The following is a 21,116-nucleotide window of genomic DNA, read 5'->3' on the forward strand; positions in this document are numbered from 1 at the left end:
GACCCTACGCCGGGCTCGTCGCCGCCCCCGAGACGCAGGGCTCAGCCCTGACGTCGCCGCCTGCCCAGGAACAGCAGCAGCCCGATCCCGGCGAGGACGGCGACCCCGGTCAGCGTCGTGCCCTTGACGGGTACGCCGTCCCCGCCCGCCGCGTTGCCCGCGGACGGCGACGTGCCGCCCGCCCGGGCGGGCCCGTCGCCCCCGCCGTTCTTCAGGTCCACCCGCACCACATCGCTCTGCTCGCCCTCGGAGCCGTACATCAGCGCCGAGCCGTCGGCGGTGTACGTCACCGACTCGGCCTGCCCGAGCAGCGGCGAATCGACCGCGTAGTCCTTGCCGAGCCTGCCGTTCGCGAAGACGTAGCCGCGCGCGCTGAAGTACGAGCGCAACACCAGCTCCTTGCCGTCCGGCGAGAACGCGCCGTCCGTCACCCACGGCACCTCCCCCACCCGCCGGAACACGTTGTCCCCACCTGTCGCGAGCTTCGCGGGACCTTCGTACAGCCCGCCGCCGTCCTCGTTCTTCGACGCGATGTACACGCGCCCGGTCTTGGGGTGGACCATCAGCGCCTCCGCGTTGCGCGGACCGTCGGCGTACTTCACGTCGAACTGCGTGGCCCGGACCGTCGCGTCCCGGAGCTCCTTCGGCTCGGGGAAGCGGTAGATCCAGACGTGGTCCCAACTGCCGTTCAGGTTGTCGCCGATGTCACCGACGTACAGGTTCCCGTCGGGCCCCAGCGAGATCGCCTCCACGTCCCGGGGCGCGCCCACGCCCTTCATGGTGATCCTGGCGACGGTCTTCCCGGTGCGGGAGTCGACGGCGAAGACGTACGGCCCGTCGTCGCTGTCGTTGTGCGTCCAGTAGATCCCCGGGTGGGCGCGGCTGGCGGCCAGACCGCTGGACTCGGTGATCCGCGGGTCCTCGATCGTGAAGCTCCGGTCGGCATCCCCGTCGTCGGCCACGGCAGGAACCGCCGCCGTCGCGAAGGACAGGAGCGCGGTGGCGGCGAGAACGGTCACTCGGTACGAACGCATGGCACAAGTGTCCATCGTCACGTCGCAGGCCGGAGCCATGATCCGCCATGATGGCGCCATGCGTTTCATGTGCGTCGGCGATTCCATGACCATCGGACGCGCCGGCGACTTCACGTGGCGCTACCGCATGTGGCAGCACCTCGAAGCTGCCTTCGACGGTCCGTACGCGATCGTCGGCCCGCGCACCGAGCTGTACGACACCGGCACGGGCACACCCGTCTCGACCGCGTACGCCGCCGCAGGCTTCCCCTCCGGCGCCCGTCGCCACCTGGCCGGCTGGGGCGAGGGCTGGCTGCACATGGCCCCGGTGATCGCGGACACGGTCGCCGAGCACCGGGCGGACGTCCTGCTCGTCTCGCTCGGCCTGATAGACCTCGGCTTCTACACGGACAGCGAGCAGACCGCGCTGAACGCCCGCTCGTTCCTCACGGCGGCCCGTACGGCGAACCCGCACATCAAATGCGTGCTGCTCCCCGTCATACCGAACATCCGGGCCGAGTCCGACGCCCCCTTCGCCGCCGAGTGCGCCCGCTTCAACGAACTCCTCGCCAAGACCGTGGCCGACCTCGACGCCCCGGGCTCCCCGCTCCTCCTGGCCTCGCACCCGCCCGGCTACGACATCCACACGGACACCTACGACGGCACGCACCCCGGCCCCTCCGGCGAACACCGGCTCGCGGCCGCCTACGCCGACGCGATGCACCAGGCGTGGGGCATCGGCGGCCCCTACCAGCCCGCTGCCTCGTAGGACCGGGCCCGGCCCCCGCGCTCAGCCGGCTGCCGACAGGGCCGCGCGCGCGGCGGTGAGGATCTCCTCGGAGAGCGGGGAGCCTTCGGTCGCCCGGGCCAGGAGGAGTGCCCCGACCATCGTGCTCAGGCGGGTGATGCCGTCCCGGTCGTCCGTGGCGAGGAACGCGGCGAAGTCCCGCACGCCCTCGGTGTACACGCGGCGCGCCTCACCGTCTCCGTGCTCACGCGCCATGTCGGTGGCCAGCGCGGCGACAGGGCACCCCCGCGCCGCGCTGTCGCGGTGCTCCACGGAGAGATAGGTGCCGATCAGCGCCTGCTGAGCGGCGTCGCGCCGGCCCGCGTGCTGCTCGATCCCGTCCTGGTGGAGCCGGGCGAGTTCCTCGAAGGCCTGCGCGGTGGCTTCGCCGATGAGCGCCTCCTTGGAGGCGAACTGCTTGTAGAAGCCGCCGTGGGTCAGGCCGGACGCCTTCATGAGGTCGGCGACGCTGGTGTGGGTGCCCTGCTCCCGGAACAGCCGGGAGGCGGTTTCCACGACCCGCCGGCGGTTCTCCTCCGCTTGTGCCTGCGATACGCGGCCCATGAGCCACCTCCCATTGGATGTCGGTTGCAATCTATCCTAGACTGTGTTTTAGATTGTCATCGTAATCTAATTCACGACAGCGGGCCGTCCGGCGCCCGCGACGCAGGGAGTAGTCATGGATCTGAACAACACGGTCGCGGTCGTCACCGGTGCCAACCGGGGCCTCGGACGGCACCTGGCGGCCCAGCTCGTGGAGCGCGGCGCGAAGGTGTACGCCGCCGCCCGCCGCCCCGAGACGGTGGACCTGCCGGGCGTCGTCCCCCTGAGGCTGGACGTGACGGACGAGGAGTCGATCCGCGCCGCGGCCCTCACCGCGTCCGACGCGACGCTGCTGGTGAACAACGCGGGCATCTCCACCGCCACGCCTCTGATCGCGGGCGGCCTGGACACGGTGCGCCTGGAGATGGAGACGAACTTCTTCGGCCCCCTCGCCGTGACCCGCGCCTTCGCCCCCGTCATCGAGGGCAACGGCGGCGGGACCGTGCTCAACGTCCTGTCCGTCCTGTCCTGGCTGCACCCCGCCGGCCTCGGGTCCTACGCGGCGGCCAAGGCCGCGGCATGGGCACAGACCAACGCGGCCCGGGAGGAGCTGGCGCCCCGCGGCATCACCGTCTCCGCGCTGCACGTCGCCTACATGGACACCGACATGGCAGCGGCCGTCCCCGCCGACCAGAAGACCGACCCCGCCGATGTCGCCGCACAGGCCCTGCGCGGCATCGAATCGGGCCTGACCGAGATCCTCGCCGACGACACCACCCGGCACGTCAAGCAGAGCCTGGGCGCTTCACCGGCCGCCGCCTGAGACACCCTCGCCGCACCGGCCGCAATCCCAATCCCGCACCGGCGCGGTGCTGCCGGAATCCGAAGCACACACCGCGGATGATCCGTCCCGGGAGATCCCACGACGGACGAAGACCCCGGCCCCCTCGGGGCGGGTGACGGAGACGACGATGAAGACCTTCATGATCGAGCGGTACGGCGACCGGAGCGCAGTGCACGCCGGCGAGATGCCCGACCCCCAGGTGGGCCCCGACGACGTCCTGGTCCGGATCCACGCGGCGAGCGTCAACCCGCTCGACCTCAGGCTCCGGGACGGGGCGTTCAAGGCGTTCCTCCCGTACCGGCTGCCGCTCGTCCTGGGCAACGACCTCGCCGGGGTGGTCGTCCGGACGGGGCCGGCCGTCACGCGGTTCACCGTGGGCGACGAGGTCTACGCGCGGCCCGGCAAGGACCGCATCGGCACCTTCGCCGAACTCATCGCCGTTCACCAGAACGACGTGGCGGGCAAACCGGCGAACCTCACCATGACGGAGGCCGCGTCCCTCCCCCTCGTCGCCCTGACCGCATGGCAGGCACTGGTCGAGCGGGCCCAGGTGCGGCCGGGCCAGAAGGTCCTGATCCACGCCGGTGCCGGCGGCCTCGGCACCATCGCCGTACAGCTGGCCAAGCAGCTGGGGGCGCACGTGGCCGCCACCGCGAGCACGGCCAAGGTCGAACTGGTCGAGGAGCTCGGCGCGGACGTCGTCGTCGACTACCGGCGGCAGGACTTCGAGACCGTCCTGGACGACTACGACGTCGTCCTCGACACGCTCGGCGGCAAGACGCTCGAGAAGTCCCTGCGGGTACTCAAGCCAGGCGGGAAGGCCGTCAGCGTCGCAGGCCCTCCCGACGCGGCCTTCGCCCGCGAGCTGGGCCTGAACCCGGTACTCCGCCTCGTGATGAGCGCGCTGAGCTTCCGCACCCGCCGTCGCGCCGGGCGACGTCACGTGACGTACTCGTTCCTCTTCATGAAGGCGAGCGGCGACCAGCTGCGCGAACTCACCCCACTCTTCGAGGCCGGAACGATCCGCCCCGTCCTCGACCGCGTCTTCCCGTTCGATCAGACCCGGGAGGCCCTGGAGTACGTCGAGAAGGGCCGCGCGAAGGCCGGCAAGGTGGTCATCACGATGATGTGAGGCCCGACCCCGGCCAGGGGCCACGGGGTCGAGGAAGCATCCCGTCGCCCCGCCCCCGTCACTTCCCCGTCGGCTTCGCCCGTACGTGCATCCGCTCCCCCTGCGGCCCGAACAGGCTGAGGAACTCCACCGGTTCCGGCCCGGCCGCCCCCCACCAGTGCGGGGTGTGCGTGTCGAACTCGGCCACCTCGCCCGCCGTCAGCACCAGGTCGTGGTCCCCCAGCAGGAGCCGCAGCCGCCCCGAGAGCACGTACAGCCACTCGTACCCCTCGTGCACCCGCTGCTCGGCCGGGCCCTCCTTGCCCGTCGCACCGGGCATGACCTGCTTGTACGCGTTCACCCCGCTGAGGTGCCGGGTCAGCGGCACGAACGTCATGCCGTGCCGCTTGAAGGGCCGGAAGGTGACCCGAGGGTCACCGGTCTCCGGAGCCCCGACCAGCTCGTCCAGCTGCACCCCGTACGCCTTGGCCAGCGGGAGCAGCAGCTCAAGCGTCGGCTTGCGGCCACCCGACTCCAGCCGGGACAGCGTGCTGAGCGAGATCCCCGTCGTCTCGCTCAGCTGCGCCAGCGTCGTCCCACGCTCGGTCCGCAGCGCGCGCAGCCGCGGTCCGACGCCGGTCAGGACGGACGACAGCTCGTCGTCCCGCATCGCACTGCCATCCGCGCCTGTCTCGTGTGCTGCCATGGTTCCATTTGCCGACCCGGCAAGGGGGGTTGTCAACCGGAGGCGCCCGCAGGCCCGACGGCCGGTCCGATCATGGCCATGGACAACCGGGTGAACTCGCTGGTCAGCCAGCATGGCGGCACCTGCCGCGGGCGGCGGCCGTGATGCGCGAGGAGCTCGTCGACGGACCGGGTCAGCACCTTCACCACCACCGCGAGGTTGCTGTCGACCGCGTGACCGCGCCGCCTGGCGCGCTCGGCCTCCTGCGTCAGGAACTCCGTCCACACCGACCGCCACATCGTGAGGTGGTCCTCCATCTCCCTGCTCACCCCGAGCACCTCGACGAAAGCCACCCTCGCCTCCCGCGGGTCCCGCGTGACGGCCTGCACGTACGCGTCGAAGAGCCTGCGGACCCGTTCCTCGGTGGGGCAGGTCTCCATGCCCTCGGCGGACAACTCCGCCTCGGAGGCCCGCATGCCGCGCGTCGCCACCTCGTCGTACAGGTCGACGAGCAGGGCCTCACGGGATTCGAACTCGCGGTGGAAGTCCCGGACTTCCACATGCGCGGCCGCACACAGGTCCTCGACCGACGTACGGGCATAGCCGTACACGGCGAACAGGGTCCGCCCGGCCGACAAGAGTTGCGCACGGACCCACGCAGGGTCACGCGCCGCCCGCACTCCGCTCCACAGCTCCAACACGGCATCCGTCATCGGTCCTCCTCGGTCCGTCCAGGCCCCCGGCCTACTTTCCTCGCTCCACCGCACGGACGGCACTACCGCCACACGGCGAACAGCCGTACGCCTCAACCCGCCCCGGGGTCCGAGGCCTGGAGAGCGGCGACCCGTTCCCGCCAGGGCAACGGCTCCGGCGCCGCGTAGCCGTCGTCCAGGGGCGGCGGGTCCCACTTGACCCTGTGCGCCTCCCAGGCGGCCTCCTGCCTGCACGCCCGGCACACGGTCTCGTCGCCCACGGGCCGGAATACGTGCTCGGCCACCGCCCCCTTCCCCTCGCACGGGATGGGCGGCACGGCCGCCGGGGCCGGGTCGGCAGGCACCTCGACCGGCAGATGCGCCGGCATCTGCTGCACGAGGCGGTACCGCAGGAACCCGACGGCTGACCGCACTCCTTCGACGGGCAACTCGCTGACGAGCGCGAACCGCAGCTCGGCGGCCTTCACGCCGCGCCGCAGCCACTCGGCGGCCGTCTCGGCGAGGCCACGTGCGTCACGGGCACCGAGGCGCAGGCGGGGGTGAGTCCGGCGGAGCGAGAGCAGAACGCCCTCGGCCTCCACGACGTGGGGGTCGGCCGCTGCCGGCTCCGCGGACCCGCCCGCCTGAACGGCTTCTTCCTGGACGACCTGTTCGGTCGGTGGGTGGGGTGAGTTCTTCTCCGGTTCTTCATCCACCGGTAGTTGACCACCGACGGACCGAGCACCCGGATGACCGACCGTCGGAGAGTGATCACTCGGTCCCACCTGCGGTGTTCCCGCTCGGTCCCCCCGGATCCTCCGGGCCTCGTCGTCCGAGAGCGGAACAGTGGACAACAGCTGATCGGTCACCCAGAGTCCGCCGTCGCCCTGGTGTCGCCACTCGTGGACGAACCCGTGCTCCTTGAGCTGCCCCTTCGCCTTCTGGTAGGCGCGCCCTTTGATGCCCAGCCTTCCGGCGTGCTCGCTGAGGGGCCTTCCGGCCCACTTCTCGGGCAGTCCCTGGACGTAGGTGATCAGGATCTTCGCGTCACTGGCGAGGCTCGGATGCCGCACGACGGCGTGCGCGGCCTTCACGTAGCCGTAGGACGGCGAGATAGCATGACAAAGCATTCTCGGTGGACCTCTCTTGTCCATCGTGGGGTGAAGGCCCTCGGTCAGGTGTTGGTAGCACCCCCGGGGGCCGCCCCGTGCGCTGAAGCGCACGGAGCGTAACGACGCGATCACCGTACAGCACGTTTCTCCTGCTCGACCACCTCCGGCAGCAGCTCGAACAGCAGTCCCGCGTGCACGAACGGGACTTGAGGCGTGGGCAGGGAACGCGGAAGACTCCCGCCGGCCTGCACGGGCCGTTGGTCCTGCCGGAGAACCGGGAGCGACTCATGACGGAGATCGGGTGGGATCCGGCTCGCCCGGTGCCTGCCGTCCAGCCCCTAAGGGCTGTTCCTCCGGGTGTCATGGGGGCCCGTCCCGATAGCCCGTAGGCCGCTCGTCCGCGACGGTGGTCCCATGACCGAGACGACACGTACAACTCGCCTGTTCGCCCTGCTCGTTCCGCTGTGCCTGCTTCTCTACGGCGTCCTCCGCCTCATCGACGGCAGGGACGGCAGCCACGGGCCCGGGCTTGCCTGGAACATCGGCCACACCTTCTTCTTCGTGGCCTTCCTCCTGCTCGGCGGGCTCGTCGTGGAGCTGCGCACCCTGGTCCCCGTCGGCACGGCGCGACGAGCGGCGGCCGCCGGTTCGGCCATGATCGCCGGGGTGTTCGGCGCCGGATGCTTCCTGTGGGTGATCCTCGGGGACCTGTTCCCCTCCTTCGACGACTCCGCTCCGCTGCCCGAACCACTGGAGCTCGTGGGCCCCCTGGCCTTCGAACTCGGCATCCTGGCCCTGCTGGTCATGTTGGCCGTCTCGCGGCCCCGGCGGCTTCCCGTGTGGAGTCCCGTGCTCGTCTTCGTCACCTTCCTCCTCATCGCCGTGAACCTCGACCTGCTCCCGCTCGCCGCCCTCACCCTCATGGCGGGTCTCGTGCCCCTGGCCCGTACCCGGGCACGCACCTCCTGAACTGCCTCAGCGCCGCACCAGCGCCAGCAGGCTCAGACCGAACATCAGCACGCCCAGGGGGAGATGGACCGAGGGAACATGCGCGATGCCCAGCACGACCTGGACCGAGGCGAGGGCCAGGAAGCCGGACGCGTGCCAGATGGGCCGGGGCGAGCCGCCGCCCGGCTTCCAGGCCAGGACCGCCGCGAGCACGTACAGCATCGACGCCCCGTACATGACGCGGGCTCCGGCGCTGTGCAGCGTCTCCCCGTAGGACGAGGTCAGCAGCAGTCCGGCGGAGACCGCCTGGAGGAAGATGGTCAGGGTCTGCAGGGCGATCGTGATCCGCAGGAACGAGAAGCGGCGCTGCCGCGCCGTCGTCGCCCAGGGTGTCCGGGTTGCCTGAGTTGCCATGCCGCGGTCCCCTTTTCCGCCCGGGAGGCAGTAGATCGATAGGGTCTTACCAGCCCGACGACGCGGGCCCGCGAAAGGTAAGGCGAGGGGGCGTTCGGGGCATGGGGACAGCGGGGACCAGCACCGACGGCATAGCCGGTGAGCGGCGCCAACTCCTCAACGTCGCCTATCGGCTGCTGGGTTCGCTGGCCGAGGCGGAGGACGCCGTGCAGGAGGCCTACGTACGCTGGTACGGGCTGCCGCGAAGCCGACGTGACGAGATCGTGGCGCCCGGCGCCTGGCTGTCGACGGTGACCGGCCGGATCTGCCTGGACGTGCTCGGCTCGGCGCGGGCCCGGCGCGAGCGGTATGTCGGCGCGTGGCTCCCCGAGCCACTGCCCGACCGTTGCGAGTGGGGTACCGGCCGGGGCATCGACCACTCCGATCCCGCCGACCAGATGGTCCTCGACGAATCGGTGACCATGGCCTTCCTCGTCGTACTGGAGTCGATGACGCCCGCCGAGCGGGTGGCGTTCGTCCTGCACGACGTCTTCCGGTACCCCTTCGCCGAGATCGCCGATGTCCTCGGCAGGACCTCCGCCGCCTGCAAGCAGCTCGCGGCCTCCGCCCGGCGGCGCGTGCGCGACACGCAGGCGCCGGTGACGGCTGCCGGGCAGGCCGAGGCGGTGCGGCACGTCAAGGAGGCGTGGGAGAGCAAGAACATCGCGGCCCTCGTCGACATCCTCGACCCGGCCGCCGTGATGACCGCCGACGGCGGCGGTCTGGTCGGCACCGCGCTGCGCCCGGTCGAGGGCGGTGCGCTCATCGCCCAGTACATGGTCGCCATCGCCGACAAGGCACCCGGACTCGAACTCCTGGAGCGGTCGGTCAACGGGATGCCGGGCCTGGTGGCTCTGCGGGCCGGCGCCGTCATGACCGTGGCCTCGTTCGAGGTCGTCGACGGCCGTGTCACCCGGATCTGGGTGGTCCGCAATCCGGAGAAGCTGCGGCCGTGGGCGGGAGACGGTGACGGGCCGGCGGTGCGGCCGGCGTGACGGTGCCGACCGGACTCAGATGTAGGTGAGGGGGCAGCCCCGTCGCACGGAGTGCTGGGCGGCGCGCAGAAACAGCGCGACGTAGAAGGCCGCACCCAGGTCTTCGCTCCAGGGCCCGGGGCGGGCAGCGGCGAGTTCCTGCGCCGGTCCGTCCCTGAACCACGCGGTCAGATCGAGGTTCTCGCGCGGGGACGGAGTCTCGCCCGGCAACTCGATGGCTCGCGCCAGCCGTTCCGCTGTCGCCTCTACCTGCGGAGCACCGGCGACCATGGTCGACGACTCCGTATAGGCCGAGCCGACCGGCAACCGGATCACCTCGTCGAGCGAGAACGGCACCAGCACCGTCCATCCGCAGAAAGTCTCCACGTCCTCTTCTGACAGATGCCTCCGGCACAGCGCCTCGAACCCGTCCATCGGGTAGGTCAGCTTCTCCTCGAAAGCCTGCCCTGACCCGTGTACGACAGCCGTCGCCTCGGACCCGGAGTCATAGGGCGGCAGCCCTCGTTGCCGCAGTTCGTGGTTGAGCGGCGTGGCGAGCTCTGCCCACCCGTCCTCCTCGCCGAACCACTCGTCGGCCGCCACACTGACCAGGTATACGCCCATGGCCCGCAACGTACAGCGCACCACTGACACCTCGGCCGGGGGCGGAGTGCGCGGGGCGAGGCGCCGGACCGGCAGGGCCGTGATCGCAACGGCGTTCGCGTGCCTCGAGCCGGCCCACGAAGGACTTCCCGAGCCGGCCACCAAGTCCAGTGCCGTACAGGGGCGTTCGCCGCCCTCCGCTCACGGATGCAGGGTGGGCCGGTAGGTGAGCTCCTGGATGTGGCCGTCGAGCGTCCGGTGCTCGATCAGTTCGAGGTCGAAGTCGGCAGCGCCCTTGAAGATCGGGCTCTCCCCCGTCCGGCCGGTGATCACGGGGAACAAGGTCACCTGGACCCGGTCCACCAGGCCGGCGGCCATCAACGCCCGGTTCATCGACAGGCTGCCGTGGGAACGCAACGGGACATCGGACTCCTTCTTGAGCCGGGCGACGACATCGACGGCGTCGCCGGTTGCGATGTTCGCGTCCGGCCAGTCCAGGGGGCCTTCGAGCGTGCTCGACACCACCGTCGCCGGCAGGTTCCTCATCCGTGTCACCCAGGGGTCACGTACGTCGGAATTCTCGCTGCTCGCGGCCAGCATCTGCGCGAACAGCCGATACGTGTTCGCCCCGAGAATCATCCGCTGCTCGTCCCGGTACAGGTCGAGGCGGTGGTCGAGCAGCTCGGGACCCTGCTTGCCCCAGTAGCCGGTCCAGTCCCCGCCCGCGCCGCCGAATCCGTCGAGGCTGGAGAAGACGTCGAATGTGTAGGTGGCGGTCATGATGCTCTCCTCGTTCTCGGTTCGCTTGCGTACCCGACATGCAGACCGGGAGCCGCGCCAGAACTCATCGCTCGCGAGTCCGCCCCACGAAGTCCGTCGCGTACTCGGACCGCGGTCCGGGCGGGCTGTCGACGGCGGCGGGGCACCGGCGCCGAGCCCGTGTCCCGACCGGGGCCCTGGCTCGGCCCTCGCGTGCTCCGGCATCCCGGCCCCGGGGGTTCTCGCTTCGAAGGACTGGCAGACCACCGGTAACTCTGATTGCTTCCGCGTTCTCACCGAGCCCTCCATCGACCGTTCGGGTGGAAGGCGCAAGAGGCCTCCGGAGTCGCATCACCGGCACTCCGGCCCGCCGCCGTTCGCCCTGCACGTGCCGAGGGGGACACCGGGGACCGCGGTCGCCCCGAGTCCGCGATCCGTGCCCCCGCTCACAGACGGGTGGCGGCTCCGCACTCGGCTTCGCCGGCCTCCGCCATGCGGGTGTCCATCGACGTGCTGCGGTCGTACGGGTCGACGCCGGGGCCGCGCGTACCGTCGGAAGCGGCACGGTCGGCGGCGAACTCGGGGACGAAGTAGCCGGTGTGGTTGTCGCAACCGCCGTTCGTGGTGTCCGACCGGTAGGACACCATGGAGAACGTCCCGGGCTCAGTGATGATCTTCGACGGATCGTCCCAGCCCATCACGATCTCGCGGCGCACGATCGTGCGCGTGACCTCCTCGCTGCCGGCGGCAGCGCGTACGACCGGGTACACGTACGTGACATCGGCCGTCACCTCGACCGCGCCACGCTTTCCCTCGCCGTACGTGATCCGGCCCCGGGTCTTCACGACATCCCCGACGACTCGCACCTTCGACGGCGCGAAGCGGCTGAACAGCCGCAAGGGATCGTGCTCCGCACTCGGGGCACGGAACGCGGCACTCACGTACTCCTGCATGTCCTTCTGCCGCGGGTTGATCAACGCGATCGCCTCCTTCGGCCGCTCCCCGCGCAGCACTTCGGGGTCGAGGCCGGACGCGGCGAGGAAGTCACGCGACCGTTCGAGCGCCCGGGCGACCTCCGCCTTGCTCATCCAGCCCGTGGCACGCGCCCGGGGAAGGGGGAGCGAGGCCACTCCGTCGCCCCACGCGGCCGCGGGGGAACCTCTGAACGGGTCATCGAGAGTGGGGCGTTCCGCCGCTGCCTCCGTCGCCGGTGGCCGGGTCGGACGCGCCGACTCGGCGGCGAGGGGTGCGGGGTCACCGCCTCCTCCGAACCAGCCTGTGACCCGTCCGGGGTCCAGAGCCACGACGAGCAGGGCGACCAGCACGAAGAACGCGACGAAGTACCAGGCCTTGCCCTTCGACCGCACGGGCGGGGCGTGCGTGCGCCACCCCTCCCTCGGAGGGGGCTCCTCGGCCATCCGGCGCGCCACCATCCGGGCCCGCGCCGACGGTTCCTCGGGCGCTCCCGGGGCCCCGGCCTCGGCATCCCGGAGGAAGCGCTCCCACTCCTCGTCCGGTATGGACGTCCCGTCCCTGCCCACGTCGCACTCCCCCCGCTGCGCGCCCGGCCCTCCCCGGAACAGGCCGAATAGCCCAGGCATCATCACACAGGCGGGGGGCGTCGGACGGTCGGCTGTCAGCTCAGCCCAGCGCGACCCGGGCGGTGATCGGCAGATGGTCGCTGCCCGTCGCGGGCAGGGTGCGAATGCGGCCGACCGTCGCCGAGCGGGCCAGGACCTGGTCGATCCGGGCCAGCGGGAAGGACGCGGGGAAGCTGAAAGCGAATCCGCGCTCCGACGCGTTCAGCTGCGAGGTCAGCGGCGACAGACCGCGGTCGTCGACCGTGCCGTTGAGGTCGCCCAGCACGATCACCTTGCCGACCGTCTCCGCGGCGACGGCCCTGCCCAGCAGGTGGGCGCTCTCGTCCCGCCGGGCCGAGGCGAACCCGCTCGCGCCGACGCGGATCGAGGGCAGATGGGCGACGTAGGCGGCGACTTCGCCCTGCGGGGTGTGGACCACGGTACGCAGACCGCGGCTCCAGTCCTCGTCGATCTCCCTGGGTTTGATGTCCACCGCTCGTGTGTCGGAGAGCGGGTGCTTCGACCAGATCCCGACCGTGCCGCGGACCTCGTGGAACCGGAAGTCCGGGGCAAGGGCCTTCTCGTACGCCGGCAGGGCGGCCGGGACCAGCTCCTCCAGCGCGATCAGGTCCGGCCGGGCCGAGGCCAGGGTGCGCGCCGTGCCCGCCGGGTCCTGGTTCACGTCGCTCACGTTGTGCTGCACCACGACCAGGTCGCGCTCTCCGGGCTGCGGGGCGGCGAGAAACAACCCGCCGAAGGCGTGCGCCCACGCCGCGAGCGGCAGGAGGAGGGAGAGCAGTGCCGTGACCGAGCGACGCAGCAGGGCGCCGGCGAGCAGGGGGACGACCGCGAGACCGAGCCACGGCAGGAACGCCTCCAGCAGGCTTCCCACGTGGCCCGGCCGGTTGGGCAGCAGCCGGGGGAACGCGAGCAGGAGCGCCGTGAGCAGGGAGAGCGCGGCGATCACCCGGCCGCGCGACCACCGCCCCGGCCGCTCCCATGACCACCAGGTGACGTCAGCCTTCACCGACGAGGCCGTACCGCTGTCCGCCCGTTCCGCCATGATGTCCCGTGATTCCCGTCTGCTTGGCCTTGTTGTCCATGACGGGCTGCGGGGTCCTGCAGTTCCAGGGCGCCCACGGGCCGGGGCGGCCAGGAACGCGGTCGGGGCACCTTCGGCGGGCTCCGTCCGGACGTGATGCGCAGCACTTGATGCCGAGCACTTGAGGCAAGGCACTTGATGCAAGGCGGAACGGGCGGCACGTCAACCCGGCTGGACTGCGCGCCCGAGCGGCACGCAGAACCGGCGGCGGCCGATGGAGGGAGTACCGCGTCCGCGCGGGTGACTCTTCGGCCTCGCCCCTCCGTACAGCCCGACCATCACACTTACGGTCCCCGGCATGAATCGCACCCATCTCGTCGCCGCCTCGACCGTCTGCGTCCTCTGCCTGGCCACCGCGGCCCCTGCCGCTGCCGACTACTCGGGAAATCCGCTGGCCGGGGACCTCGGTTTCGGTGTGCTCGTCCAGGACGACGCCACCCTGGGCAGCACCGAGACCGAGGGCTCGGTGGCCATCGGCGGAGACCTGATCTACGGCCCCGGTTACAACGTCGCGCTGCACACTCCCGGCACGTTCACCGCACCCGGTGACGACCGGCCGACGGCACTGCTCGTGGGCGGCAGGGCCGACCACGCGAACAGCTCTCCGCAGGGCGTGCTGAAGGTCCTCAGCGACGGCTACGTCAAGATCGGCGACGGGAGGGGGTCGTCCGTCCTGGACAAGGACGTCAACAACGCCGACGTCAACACCCAGGTCGTCGCGGCCGGAGCCACGCACGACTCCACTCCGCGGATCGAGACGACCGTCCGCCAGCCGGTCGAGTCCGTCACCGACCCCACGGGGCTGCCCGACCTCGACGCCCTCTTCGCGACCTACCGGGACCGCTCCGACGCGATCGACACCTGCGACACGAACGTCATCCTGCGCGATGCCGCCGGAAATCCGCTTCCCGACCAGACCGGGTTCCCGGCCGGGACCAGCGCCCATGTCACCCTCACCGCCGGGGAGACGAACGTGCTCCGGCTGACCGGGGAGCAGCTGAACAACCTCTCCGAGATCACGTTCGACACACCCCCGACGGCGACGACGCCGTTCGTGGTCGACGTCGACACGACCGGCACGGACGGCAGGTACGTCTGGCACCTGCCGAACCTCGCGGGGGCCTCCGGCGAACAGGCCCCGTACATGCTGTGGAACTTCCCCGACGCCACCGACATCACCATGGCGGACGGCGACTCGCTGGAGGGCACCGTGTTCGCACCCCGGGCCCACCTCACGGACATGGCCGCGTCCAACATCGAAGGCACGATCGTGGTGAAGGAACTGACGGCCGGACCGCTGACGAACGACGGTGCCTCATCCGTGGACGCGGGCGAGATCCACCAGTTCCCGTTCGCCGCCGAGCTCGACTGCACCGGGGGCGGGTCCCCCGCGCCGACCCCCACCCCCACGGACCCCACACCGACGCCCATCGAGCCGACCCCCACCCCCACCGAGCCCACACCGGCGCCCACCGGGCCTACCCCCGAGCCCATCCCGACCCCGGATCACACGGATGACCGCCCCACCCCGCCGCCGGGCCAGGGCGGACACGACCACCACGGGCCGGGTGGCGGGCTGGCCGACACCGGCGCGTCCACCACCCTCTTCGCGGCGAGCGGAGGCCTCCTCCTCGTCGCCGCCGGGCTCTTCCTCCTGGGACGCCGTCGACCGCAGCACTGACTCCCGGCACCCGGCAGCCCGGGCGGGGCCGGGTCATTCCCCGGCATGTCGAGATGCGGACAGTGCGTGCAACACCCCGGACCGGAGCTGCCGCCACCGAAGCCCCGCCCGGCCGACCGGGCGGGGCTCGCGACCGGGGGGTGCCGGAACAGCGGTAACTCCCGCACCACCGTGGCCGGTCAGGCCTTTCGCCGGACCGGACCGGGCCGGATCAGGGGCCGGGGCAGCGCCCCGGGAAGCGCTCCCCGCACTCGCCGCAGTACTTGGGTGCGGACTCCTGCGACATACGGCCGCACTCGGGGCAGACCCGGTCCAGCGCACAGGGCGCCTCGCCCCCTTCGTACGACACCGCGGCAGTCGGCGCGCTCTTGATCGCGAGGCCCGGCCGGCGGCGGTGCACCGTGACGTAGGCCAGGCCGTCCGGGCCCGCCGCCAGGGACCGGCGCGAGGTGCGCGGGAGCCACATGACCGTGGTCGGGGTCAGGTCGAGCGGCTCGCCGCTGTCGCCCGGAGTGAGGCGGCCGTTGCCTTCGAGGACCACCAGGAGGACGTCCAGTACGTCCTCCTGGTGCTCCCCCACCTCGGCGCCCGGCGGCAGGCGGACCAGGTTGGCGTCCAACTCCCTGCCCTGCCTGTCCAGCTGCCAGAGAGCTCCGCGGTCGTCGGGAGCTGCGGCGGCGAGCAGGTCGCCGAGTACGGCCAGTACCTCGGGAGTGGAGTTCACGGTTGCCAGGCTACGCCGCAGGGCGGTACCTCCTGCGGCGCCCGCGCCCCGGCCTCCCGATGCCGCGCTCGGCGCGCCGCCGACCACCGCATGGGAGCCGGCCAGGGCGTGGCCGGACGCGCGACCGACGGTGTCCGAGGACGCGGGCCACCCTGGCGGAGCGGCGACGGGCCCGGCGGTACGGGCGGCGCCGGACGGGGTGGGCTGCGGCACGGGGCATCAGGCCGGCCCGGCGGTACGGGCGGCGCCGGACGGGGTGGGCTGCGGCACGGGGCATCAGGCCGGCCCGGCGGTACGGGCGGCGCCGGACGGGGTGGGCTGCGGCACGGGGCATCAGGCCGGCCCGGCGGCCCGCCGCCAGATCGTGCTCCGCAGATCGGAGCCCCGCACCAGCTGGATCCGCCGAGGTTCGATGCGGATCACGTGGTAGTCGGGGTCCTCGGGACCACCCCGCCAGTAGTGGACCGGGTCGTACCCCACCCCGGGCGGCCCGCCTTCGCGGTAGAGATCCCAGGCGTGGCGCTTGGTGTCCTCGTCGTGGGCCCAGGTGGAGAGGGCGTCGACATGGACGGTGTTCTGGCGGGGGTTCCAGTAGGAGTACGTGGTGTGGGGGCTGTGGGCCAGGTGGGCCGTCTTGACGGGGGTCCGGTACGCCGCCAGCCAGCCGACGGGCAGGCCGTCGACCACCTCCCAGACGGGGAGCAGGATCCGGGCACGGGGACGGTTCTCCAGGTCGACGGTGACCATGGTGGCGTATCTGATGTCGCGGACGTACTGGAAGAAGGTGTCCTGGAGGTCGGTGAAGGCGGCGACCCGGGTGGCGGGCACGGTGGGTGCTCCTCTCGGGGGAAGGGTCAGCGGGAGACGGGGAGTTCGACGGGCGTACGGTCACCGGCGGCCGGCTCGCCCGAGGCGGTCACCGTGCCGCCGGTCCGGACACGCACCCCGAAGGCACTGACGAGGACGGCGAGCAGGGCCGCTGCGAGCGGCACCCACAGGGCAGCCCGGTAGCCGTCGAGGAGCGCGGCCGGTGCGCTCGACGCGGTCGCCGCGACGTTGACGGCCGTGGTCGCCGAGAGGCCCAGTGCCGCACCGAACTGGAACGACGTGTAGAGGAGCCCGCCGGCCAGGCCCTGTTCCTCCTCCTTGACCCCCTCGGTCGCGACGATCGTGAGCGGGCCGTAGGCGAGTGCGAAGGCGATGCCGAGGAGCAGCAGGCTGGGGAGCATCGCCAGGTAGGTCCAGTCGGCCCCGACCGGCAGGAAGAGGGCGTACGCCAGGGACGCGATGAGCAGACCGCCGAGGATCAGGCGTCCGTTGCCGAAGCGGGCCACCAGTCTGGGGACGAGAAGCGGCGACAGGACCGCGTCGACGCCGATGACGATCATCGCGAAGCTGGTCTGCAGAGTGGACCAGCCGCGCAGTTCCTGGAGGTAGAGGACGACCAGGAACTGGAAACCGAAGAAGCCCGCGGCGAAGAGGAGTCCGACGAGGTTGGCGCGGACCAGGGCGCCGCTGCGGAGGATGCCGAGGCGCACCAGTGGGTTGGCCGAGCGGCGTTCGATGACGAGGAAGGCCAGCAGTGATGCGAGGCCCGCACCCAGGGTGAGCGCGGTCGCGGCGAGGCCGGTGTGGGAGGCGCGCTCCACTCCCAGGACGATCAGCACGATCCCGGCGGTGATGGTGAAGCCGCCCGCCAGATCGACGCTCCGGCCGCTGCGGCCGGGGCTCGGCGACTTGGGTACGAAGGCGAGCGCGGCGAGCAGGATCAGAGCGGAGAGCGCCACCGGGGCGAAGAAGACCCAGCGCCAGCCGACCGCGGCGAGGAGACCGCCGACCACCAGGCCGATCGAGAACCCGCCGGCCGCGGTACCCGAGTAGATGAGCAGCGCTCTGTTGCGCTGCGGCCCCTCTTCGAAGCTCGTGGTGATGATGGACAGACCCGCCGGGGTCATGAAGGCGGCCGCGACGCCGGTGACGAACCGGGCCGCGATCAACATCCAGCCCTCGGTGGCGAATCCGCCCAGTCCGGAGAAGAGCAGGAAGGCCGAGAGCCAGAAGACGAACATCTGGCGGCGCCCGAAGAGGTCGGCGGCGCGTCCACCGACCAGCATGAAACCGCCGTACCCGAGGACGTACGCGCTCATCACCCACTGCAGCGAGCCGGTGGACAGGCCGAGGTCGGCACGGATGGACGGCAGGGCCACATTGAGCATGGCCACGTCGATGCCCTCCAGGAAGATCGCGCCGCACAGCACGAACAGGACACCCCACTCCCGAGCGCTCATCGCTCCTGCCGGTTTCCGTGGACTCGTACGCTCTGCGTTCATGGCGATTCCTTGAGTGGAGAAGGGATGAGGGCTGCCTTCCGGCTGCTCCTCCACCTTCGGCCCAGGCGATCCGGTGGAACAACGGCGATGATCGCAACGTTGGTTCAACCACGCTTACCGATCCGCTCTGCGTGGGGGACCTGGATGGAACGCGACGAACTGGAATGCTTTCTCCTGCTGGCCGAGGAGTTGCACTTCGGTCGCACCGCCGAGAAGATGCGGCTGTCCCGGGCCCGCGTGAGCCAACTGGTGCAGCGGCTCGAACGCCGGGTCGGCGCCCCGTTGTTCATCCGCACCAGCCGTCGGGTCGCTCTCACCTCACTGGGCCGGCAACTGAGCGCGGACCTCGCACCGCACCACCGGGCCATCGAGGACGCCCTCAGCCGGGCCGCCGCCACCGCGCGCGGGATCGACTCGGTGCTGCACGTCGGATTCGCCAACCCGCTGACCGGCGAGATCGTCATGAAGGCGACGGAGGCGTTGCGGATCAGCCATCCCGGCCTCTCCGTGGAGATCTGCGAGGTGCCGCTCACCGATCCCTACGGGATGCTGCGCAGCGGGGACTTCGACGTCCAGCTTCAGGAGTTCCCGGTGAGCGAGGGCGATCTGCGCGGCGGGCCCGCGTTGCTCGCCGAAGAGCGGGTCCTCGTGATCGGCTCGGCACACCCGCTCGCCGGGCGCGATTCCGTGTCCCTGGAGGACCTGGCGGACGTTTCCCTGCTCACCCCGGCGGGCGACCTTCCGGACTACTGGCTGGAGTACCACGTCCCCGCCCGCACACCGGCCGGCCGGCCGATCGCCCGTGGCCCCGGTGTGACCAACATGCAGGAGGCCCTGACGCTGGTCGCCGGCGGCAGGGGCGCGCTGCTCGCACCCGCGCACACGGCGACGTACTACGCGCGCCCCGGTGTCGCGTACATCCCCTGCACGGACGCGGAACCGGCCGGCTACGGCCTGGTCTGGCGGACCGGGCAGCGCACCGGCCCGGTCGAGGCGTTCGCCAGGACCGCCCGCGAGGTGGCACGGGAGATGGTGCGGGGGGATCCGCGCACCGCGCTGCCGTCCTGATCACCCGTCCTGATCACTCCGCCCCGGGGCGGAGTGATGAGGACGACGTTGATCGGCACGCCCGGCCGCTTCCTGGCTCCCGCGCCGCGGCGGACGGGGTGAACCGCTCCGCGCGACCGGAAGCCACCCTTGCTTCGAGCGGACTCGAAGGCGTTGGCTTGTCCTCATGAAGTACACGCAGCTCGGACGCACAGGACTCAAGGTCAGCCGCCTCGTCCTGGGGACGATGAACTTCGGCCCCCAGACCAACGAGAGCGACAGCCACGCGCTCATGGACGCCGCCCTCGACGCGGGCGTCAACTTCTTCGACACGGCGAACGTCTACGGGTGGGGCGAGAACAAGGGCCGCACCGAGGAGATCCTCGGCACCTGGTTCGCGCAGGGCGGCGACCGCCGCGACAAGGTCGTGCTCGCCACCAAGGTCTACGGCAACATGGGCGCCGACGGTGAGGCGTGGCCCAACCACGACAAGCTGTCCGCCCTCAACATCCGCCGGGCCGTCGACGCCAGCCTGAAGCGGCTGCAGACGGACCACATCGACCTGTACCAGTTCCACCACGTCGACCGGTCCACCCCGATCGACGAGATCTGGCAGGCCATCGACGTACTGATCCAGCAGGGCAAGATCCTCTACGCCGGCTCGTCGAACTTCTCCGGCTACAAGATCGCCCAGGCCAACGAGAGGGCCCGGCAGCGGGGCAGCTACGGGCTGGTCAGCGAGCAGTGCATCTACAACCTGATGGAGCGCGGGGCCGAGATGGAGGTCATCCCGGCCTCCCAGGAGTACGGCCTCGGGGTCATCCCCTGGTCCCCGCTGCACGGCGGGCTGCTCGGTGGCGCGATCCGCAAGGAGCGCGAGGGCGGCGGCGCCCGGTCCGTCTCGGGCCGATCCGCCGAGGCACTGGCCGACCCGAAGGTGCGGGCGCAGGTGCAGTCGTACGAGGACCTGCTGGACAAGCACGGGCTGGCGCCCGGCGAGGTGGGTCTGGCGTGGCTGCTGACCCGGCCCGGCGTGACCGGCCCGATCTCCGGCCCGCGCACCCGGGAACAGCTCGACTCCGCACTGCGCGCGGTGGAGCTGGAGCTCTCGGACGAGGTGCTGGGTGCGCTGGAGGAGATCTTCCCCGGCCCGGGCCCGTCACCGGAGAACTTCGCCTGGTAGAGCGGTCCGGCCTCAAGGCCGTCCTCGGTGCGGGCTCAGCTCCCGAGGGCGGCCGCCGCCGCTACGACGACGAACATCAGCACGAGCACGGCCGCCATAATGCGGTTTCTGGTCTTCGGGTCCACCCGACGAGCGTAACCGCCCGGCTCACGTCCGAGCGGCCAGGGCCCCCGGCTGAGCCGGCCCGGGGAAGAGGGAGCGGCGTCCGGTGCGTGCGGTCGGCATGCCTGACGAACGCCCTCGTGGCGGAGCTCTCGGGCATGTGGCCGGTGCGGCGGGCGTGCGTGCCGGGCGTCGTGACGCCCCGGGCCGGCTCAGCCCAGGCCCCAGGCCCTCACCACCTCGTACCGCGGCTGCTCCCCCGGCACTCCGTCCACCGGCAGATGGCTGCGTACGAGGCTGAGCTCACCGGCCTCCCAGTGCAGGCCCTCGAACCCGCCCAGGGCCGTGGTGAACGGGGTCAGGTCCGCCGGGACGCGGCTTCGGGCGAGCGTGAGGTGCGGGGTGTAGCGGCGGTGCTCCTCCATCGGCACCCCGGCCCGGCGGGCGGCGGCGTGGGAGCGCTCGGCCAGCAGCCGCAGCGGGTCCAGCGCGCCGGCGGCCCCCGCCCACAGGGCCCGCCCGTCGAAGCGGCCGGCCCCGTGGATCCGCAGGGCGAGCGCCTCGGTGCGGTGCGCGGCCCGCTCCAGCCGGCTGTACAGGTCCGGCAGCAGCTCCTCGTCGACGTCCCCGAGGAAGGCCAGCGTGTAGTGCCAGCCCTCGGGTGCGGTCCAGCGCAGGGTGTCGGCACCGGGCAGCGCGTGCAGGGGGGCCACCGCACGGTGCAGCTCCTCGACGGCGGGGGCCGGTGGCAGGACGGCGGCGAAGAGTCTCATGCGGCGAGTCTGGCAGCCCCGGACGCCGTCCGGCTCACCCCTGGTCGGCGGCCTCCCCCGCCGGCCGCGG

The 21,116-nt window shown here is 71.6% G+C and carries 22 protein-coding genes; 8 read left to right on the forward strand and 14 right to left on the reverse strand.

The window, feature by feature from the left end:
• Positions 1–41: 41 nt before the first annotated feature.
• Entirely contained in the window at positions 42–1,034 is a 993-nt protein-coding gene (locus OG538_RS15480) for a WD40 repeat domain-containing protein (protein ID WP_406093986.1), read from the reverse strand.
• On the opposite strand from OG538_RS15480, the gene OG538_RS15485 reads away from it, so the two are divergent.
• Complete coding sequence (locus OG538_RS15485; RefSeq protein WP_406093988.1) at positions 1,033–1,782, forward strand: GDSL-type esterase/lipase family protein; 750 nt, start codon at positions 1,033–1,035, stop codon at positions 1,780–1,782. The two genes, OG538_RS15480 and OG538_RS15485, sit on opposite strands and share 2 nt — an antisense overlap.
• A gap of 21 nt (positions 1,783–1,803) precedes the next feature.
• On the opposite strand, the gene OG538_RS15490 is transcribed toward OG538_RS15485, so the two are convergent.
• Positions 1,804–2,364, reverse strand: a complete 561-nt coding sequence (locus OG538_RS15490; RefSeq protein WP_406093990.1) for a TetR/AcrR family transcriptional regulator — start codon at positions 2,362–2,364, stop codon at positions 1,804–1,806.
• A gap of 115 nt (positions 2,365–2,479) precedes the next feature.
• Between OG538_RS15490 and OG538_RS15495 the strand changes: the two genes are divergently transcribed.
• The gene (locus OG538_RS15495; RefSeq protein WP_406093992.1) at positions 2,480–3,166 is read left to right on the forward strand and encodes an SDR family oxidoreductase; all 687 of its coding nucleotides are present in this window, start codon (positions 2,480–2,482) and stop codon (positions 3,164–3,166) included.
• 148 nt (positions 3,167–3,314) lie between these two features.
• Complete coding sequence (locus OG538_RS15500; protein WP_406093994.1) at positions 3,315–4,319, forward strand: NADP-dependent oxidoreductase; 1,005 nt, start codon at positions 3,315–3,317, stop codon at positions 4,317–4,319.
• 58 nt (positions 4,320–4,377) lie between these two features.
• On the opposite strand, the gene OG538_RS15505 is transcribed toward OG538_RS15500, so the two are convergent.
• From OG538_RS15505 to OG538_RS15515, 3 genes are all read right to left on the reverse strand, one after another.
• Positions 4,378–4,968 carry a helix-turn-helix domain-containing protein gene (locus tag OG538_RS15505; protein WP_406100163.1) on the reverse strand — a complete coding sequence of 197 codons (591 nt, stop codon included), beginning with the start codon at positions 4,966–4,968 and terminating at the stop codon, positions 4,378–4,380.
• A 68-nt stretch (positions 4,969–5,036) separates the two neighbouring features.
• Positions 5,037–5,696, reverse strand: a complete 660-nt coding sequence (locus tag OG538_RS15510) for a TetR/AcrR family transcriptional regulator (RefSeq protein WP_406093996.1) — start codon at positions 5,694–5,696, stop codon at positions 5,037–5,039.
• 92 nt (positions 5,697–5,788) lie between these two features.
• The gene (locus tag OG538_RS15515) at positions 5,789–6,805 is read right to left on the reverse strand and encodes a hypothetical protein (protein ID WP_406093998.1); all 1,017 of its coding nucleotides are present in this window, start codon (positions 6,803–6,805) and stop codon (positions 5,789–5,791) included.
• 396 nt (positions 6,806–7,201) lie between these two features.
• Between OG538_RS15515 and OG538_RS15520 the strand changes: the two genes are divergently transcribed.
• Entirely contained in the window at positions 7,202–7,756 is a 555-nt protein-coding gene (locus tag OG538_RS15520) for a hypothetical protein (protein ID WP_406094000.1), read from the forward strand.
• A gap of 6 nt (positions 7,757–7,762) precedes the next feature.
• On the opposite strand, the gene OG538_RS15525 is transcribed toward OG538_RS15520, so the two are convergent.
• Positions 7,763–8,149, reverse strand: a complete 387-nt coding sequence (locus tag OG538_RS15525; protein ID WP_406094002.1) for a hypothetical protein — start codon at positions 8,147–8,149, stop codon at positions 7,763–7,765.
• A 101-nt stretch (positions 8,150–8,250) separates the two neighbouring features.
• On the opposite strand from OG538_RS15525, the gene sigJ reads away from it, so the two are divergent.
• A complete protein-coding gene (gene sigJ, locus OG538_RS15530) occupies positions 8,251–9,183 on the forward strand; it encodes an RNA polymerase sigma factor SigJ (RefSeq protein WP_406094004.1) in 933 nt (310 codons plus the stop codon).
• Positions 9,184–9,198: 15 nt separating this feature from the next.
• Here sigJ and OG538_RS15535 read toward each other — a convergent pair whose 3' ends face one another.
• The 4 genes from OG538_RS15535 to OG538_RS15550 all read right to left on the reverse strand — a co-directional run bounded on the left by OG538_RS15535 (position 9,199) and on the right by OG538_RS15550 (position 13,167).
• On the reverse strand, positions 9,199–9,786 hold the full coding sequence (locus tag OG538_RS15535) for a hypothetical protein (RefSeq protein WP_406094006.1): 588 nt from the start codon (positions 9,784–9,786) through the stop codon (positions 9,199–9,201).
• A 180-nt stretch (positions 9,787–9,966) separates the two neighbouring features.
• Positions 9,967–10,545: a dihydrofolate reductase family protein gene (locus tag OG538_RS15540; protein ID WP_406094008.1), complete on the reverse strand. Its 579-nt coding sequence runs from the start codon at positions 10,543–10,545 to the stop codon at positions 9,967–9,969.
• Between the two features lie 425 nt (positions 10,546–10,970).
• Positions 10,971–12,065 (reverse strand): hypothetical protein, encoded by a 1,095-nt coding sequence (locus OG538_RS15545; RefSeq protein ID WP_406094010.1) that lies wholly within the window; start codon positions 12,063–12,065, stop codon positions 10,971–10,973.
• 100 nt (positions 12,066–12,165) lie between these two features.
• Positions 12,166–13,167 (reverse strand): endonuclease/exonuclease/phosphatase family protein, encoded by a 1,002-nt coding sequence (locus tag OG538_RS15550; protein ID WP_406094012.1) that lies wholly within the window; start codon positions 13,165–13,167, stop codon positions 12,166–12,168.
• Between the two features lie 337 nt (positions 13,168–13,504).
• On the opposite strand from OG538_RS15550, the gene OG538_RS15555 reads away from it, so the two are divergent.
• A complete protein-coding gene (locus OG538_RS15555; RefSeq protein ID WP_406094014.1) occupies positions 13,505–14,887 on the forward strand; it encodes a collagen-binding domain-containing protein in 1,383 nt (460 codons plus the stop codon).
• Positions 14,888–15,098: 211 nt separating this feature from the next.
• Here OG538_RS15555 and OG538_RS15560 read toward each other — a convergent pair whose 3' ends face one another.
• From OG538_RS15560 to OG538_RS15570, 3 genes are all read right to left on the reverse strand, one after another.
• A complete protein-coding gene (locus OG538_RS15560) occupies positions 15,099–15,611 on the reverse strand; it encodes a hypothetical protein (RefSeq protein ID WP_406094016.1) in 513 nt (170 codons plus the stop codon).
• A 333-nt stretch (positions 15,612–15,944) separates the two neighbouring features.
• On the reverse strand, positions 15,945–16,439 hold the full coding sequence (locus tag OG538_RS15565) for a pyridoxamine 5'-phosphate oxidase family protein (protein ID WP_406094018.1): 495 nt from the start codon (positions 16,437–16,439) through the stop codon (positions 15,945–15,947).
• A gap of 26 nt (positions 16,440–16,465) precedes the next feature.
• A complete protein-coding gene (locus OG538_RS15570; protein WP_406094020.1) occupies positions 16,466–17,899 on the reverse strand; it encodes an MFS transporter in 1,434 nt (477 codons plus the stop codon).
• 186 nt (positions 17,900–18,085) lie between these two features.
• Between OG538_RS15570 and OG538_RS15575 the strand changes: the two genes are divergently transcribed.
• Positions 18,086–19,009, forward strand: a complete 924-nt coding sequence (locus tag OG538_RS15575; RefSeq protein ID WP_406094022.1) for a LysR family transcriptional regulator — start codon at positions 18,086–18,088, stop codon at positions 19,007–19,009.
• 166 nt (positions 19,010–19,175) lie between these two features.
• The gene (locus OG538_RS15580; protein WP_406094024.1) at positions 19,176–20,171 is read left to right on the forward strand and encodes an aldo/keto reductase; all 996 of its coding nucleotides are present in this window, start codon (positions 19,176–19,178) and stop codon (positions 20,169–20,171) included.
• 314 nt (positions 20,172–20,485) lie between these two features.
• Here the strand turns inward: OG538_RS15580 and thpR are convergent, their stop codons facing one another.
• Positions 20,486–21,046 (reverse strand): RNA 2',3'-cyclic phosphodiesterase, encoded by a 561-nt coding sequence (gene thpR, locus OG538_RS15585; RefSeq protein ID WP_406094026.1) that lies wholly within the window; start codon positions 21,044–21,046, stop codon positions 20,486–20,488.
• Positions 21,047–21,116: the final 70 nt, after the last annotated feature.

It is taken from the genome of Streptomyces sp. NBC_01013 (genome assembly GCF_045162765.1).
In the GTDB taxonomy this organism is placed as follows: domain Bacteria; phylum Actinomycetota; class Actinomycetes; order Streptomycetales; family Streptomycetaceae; genus Streptomyces.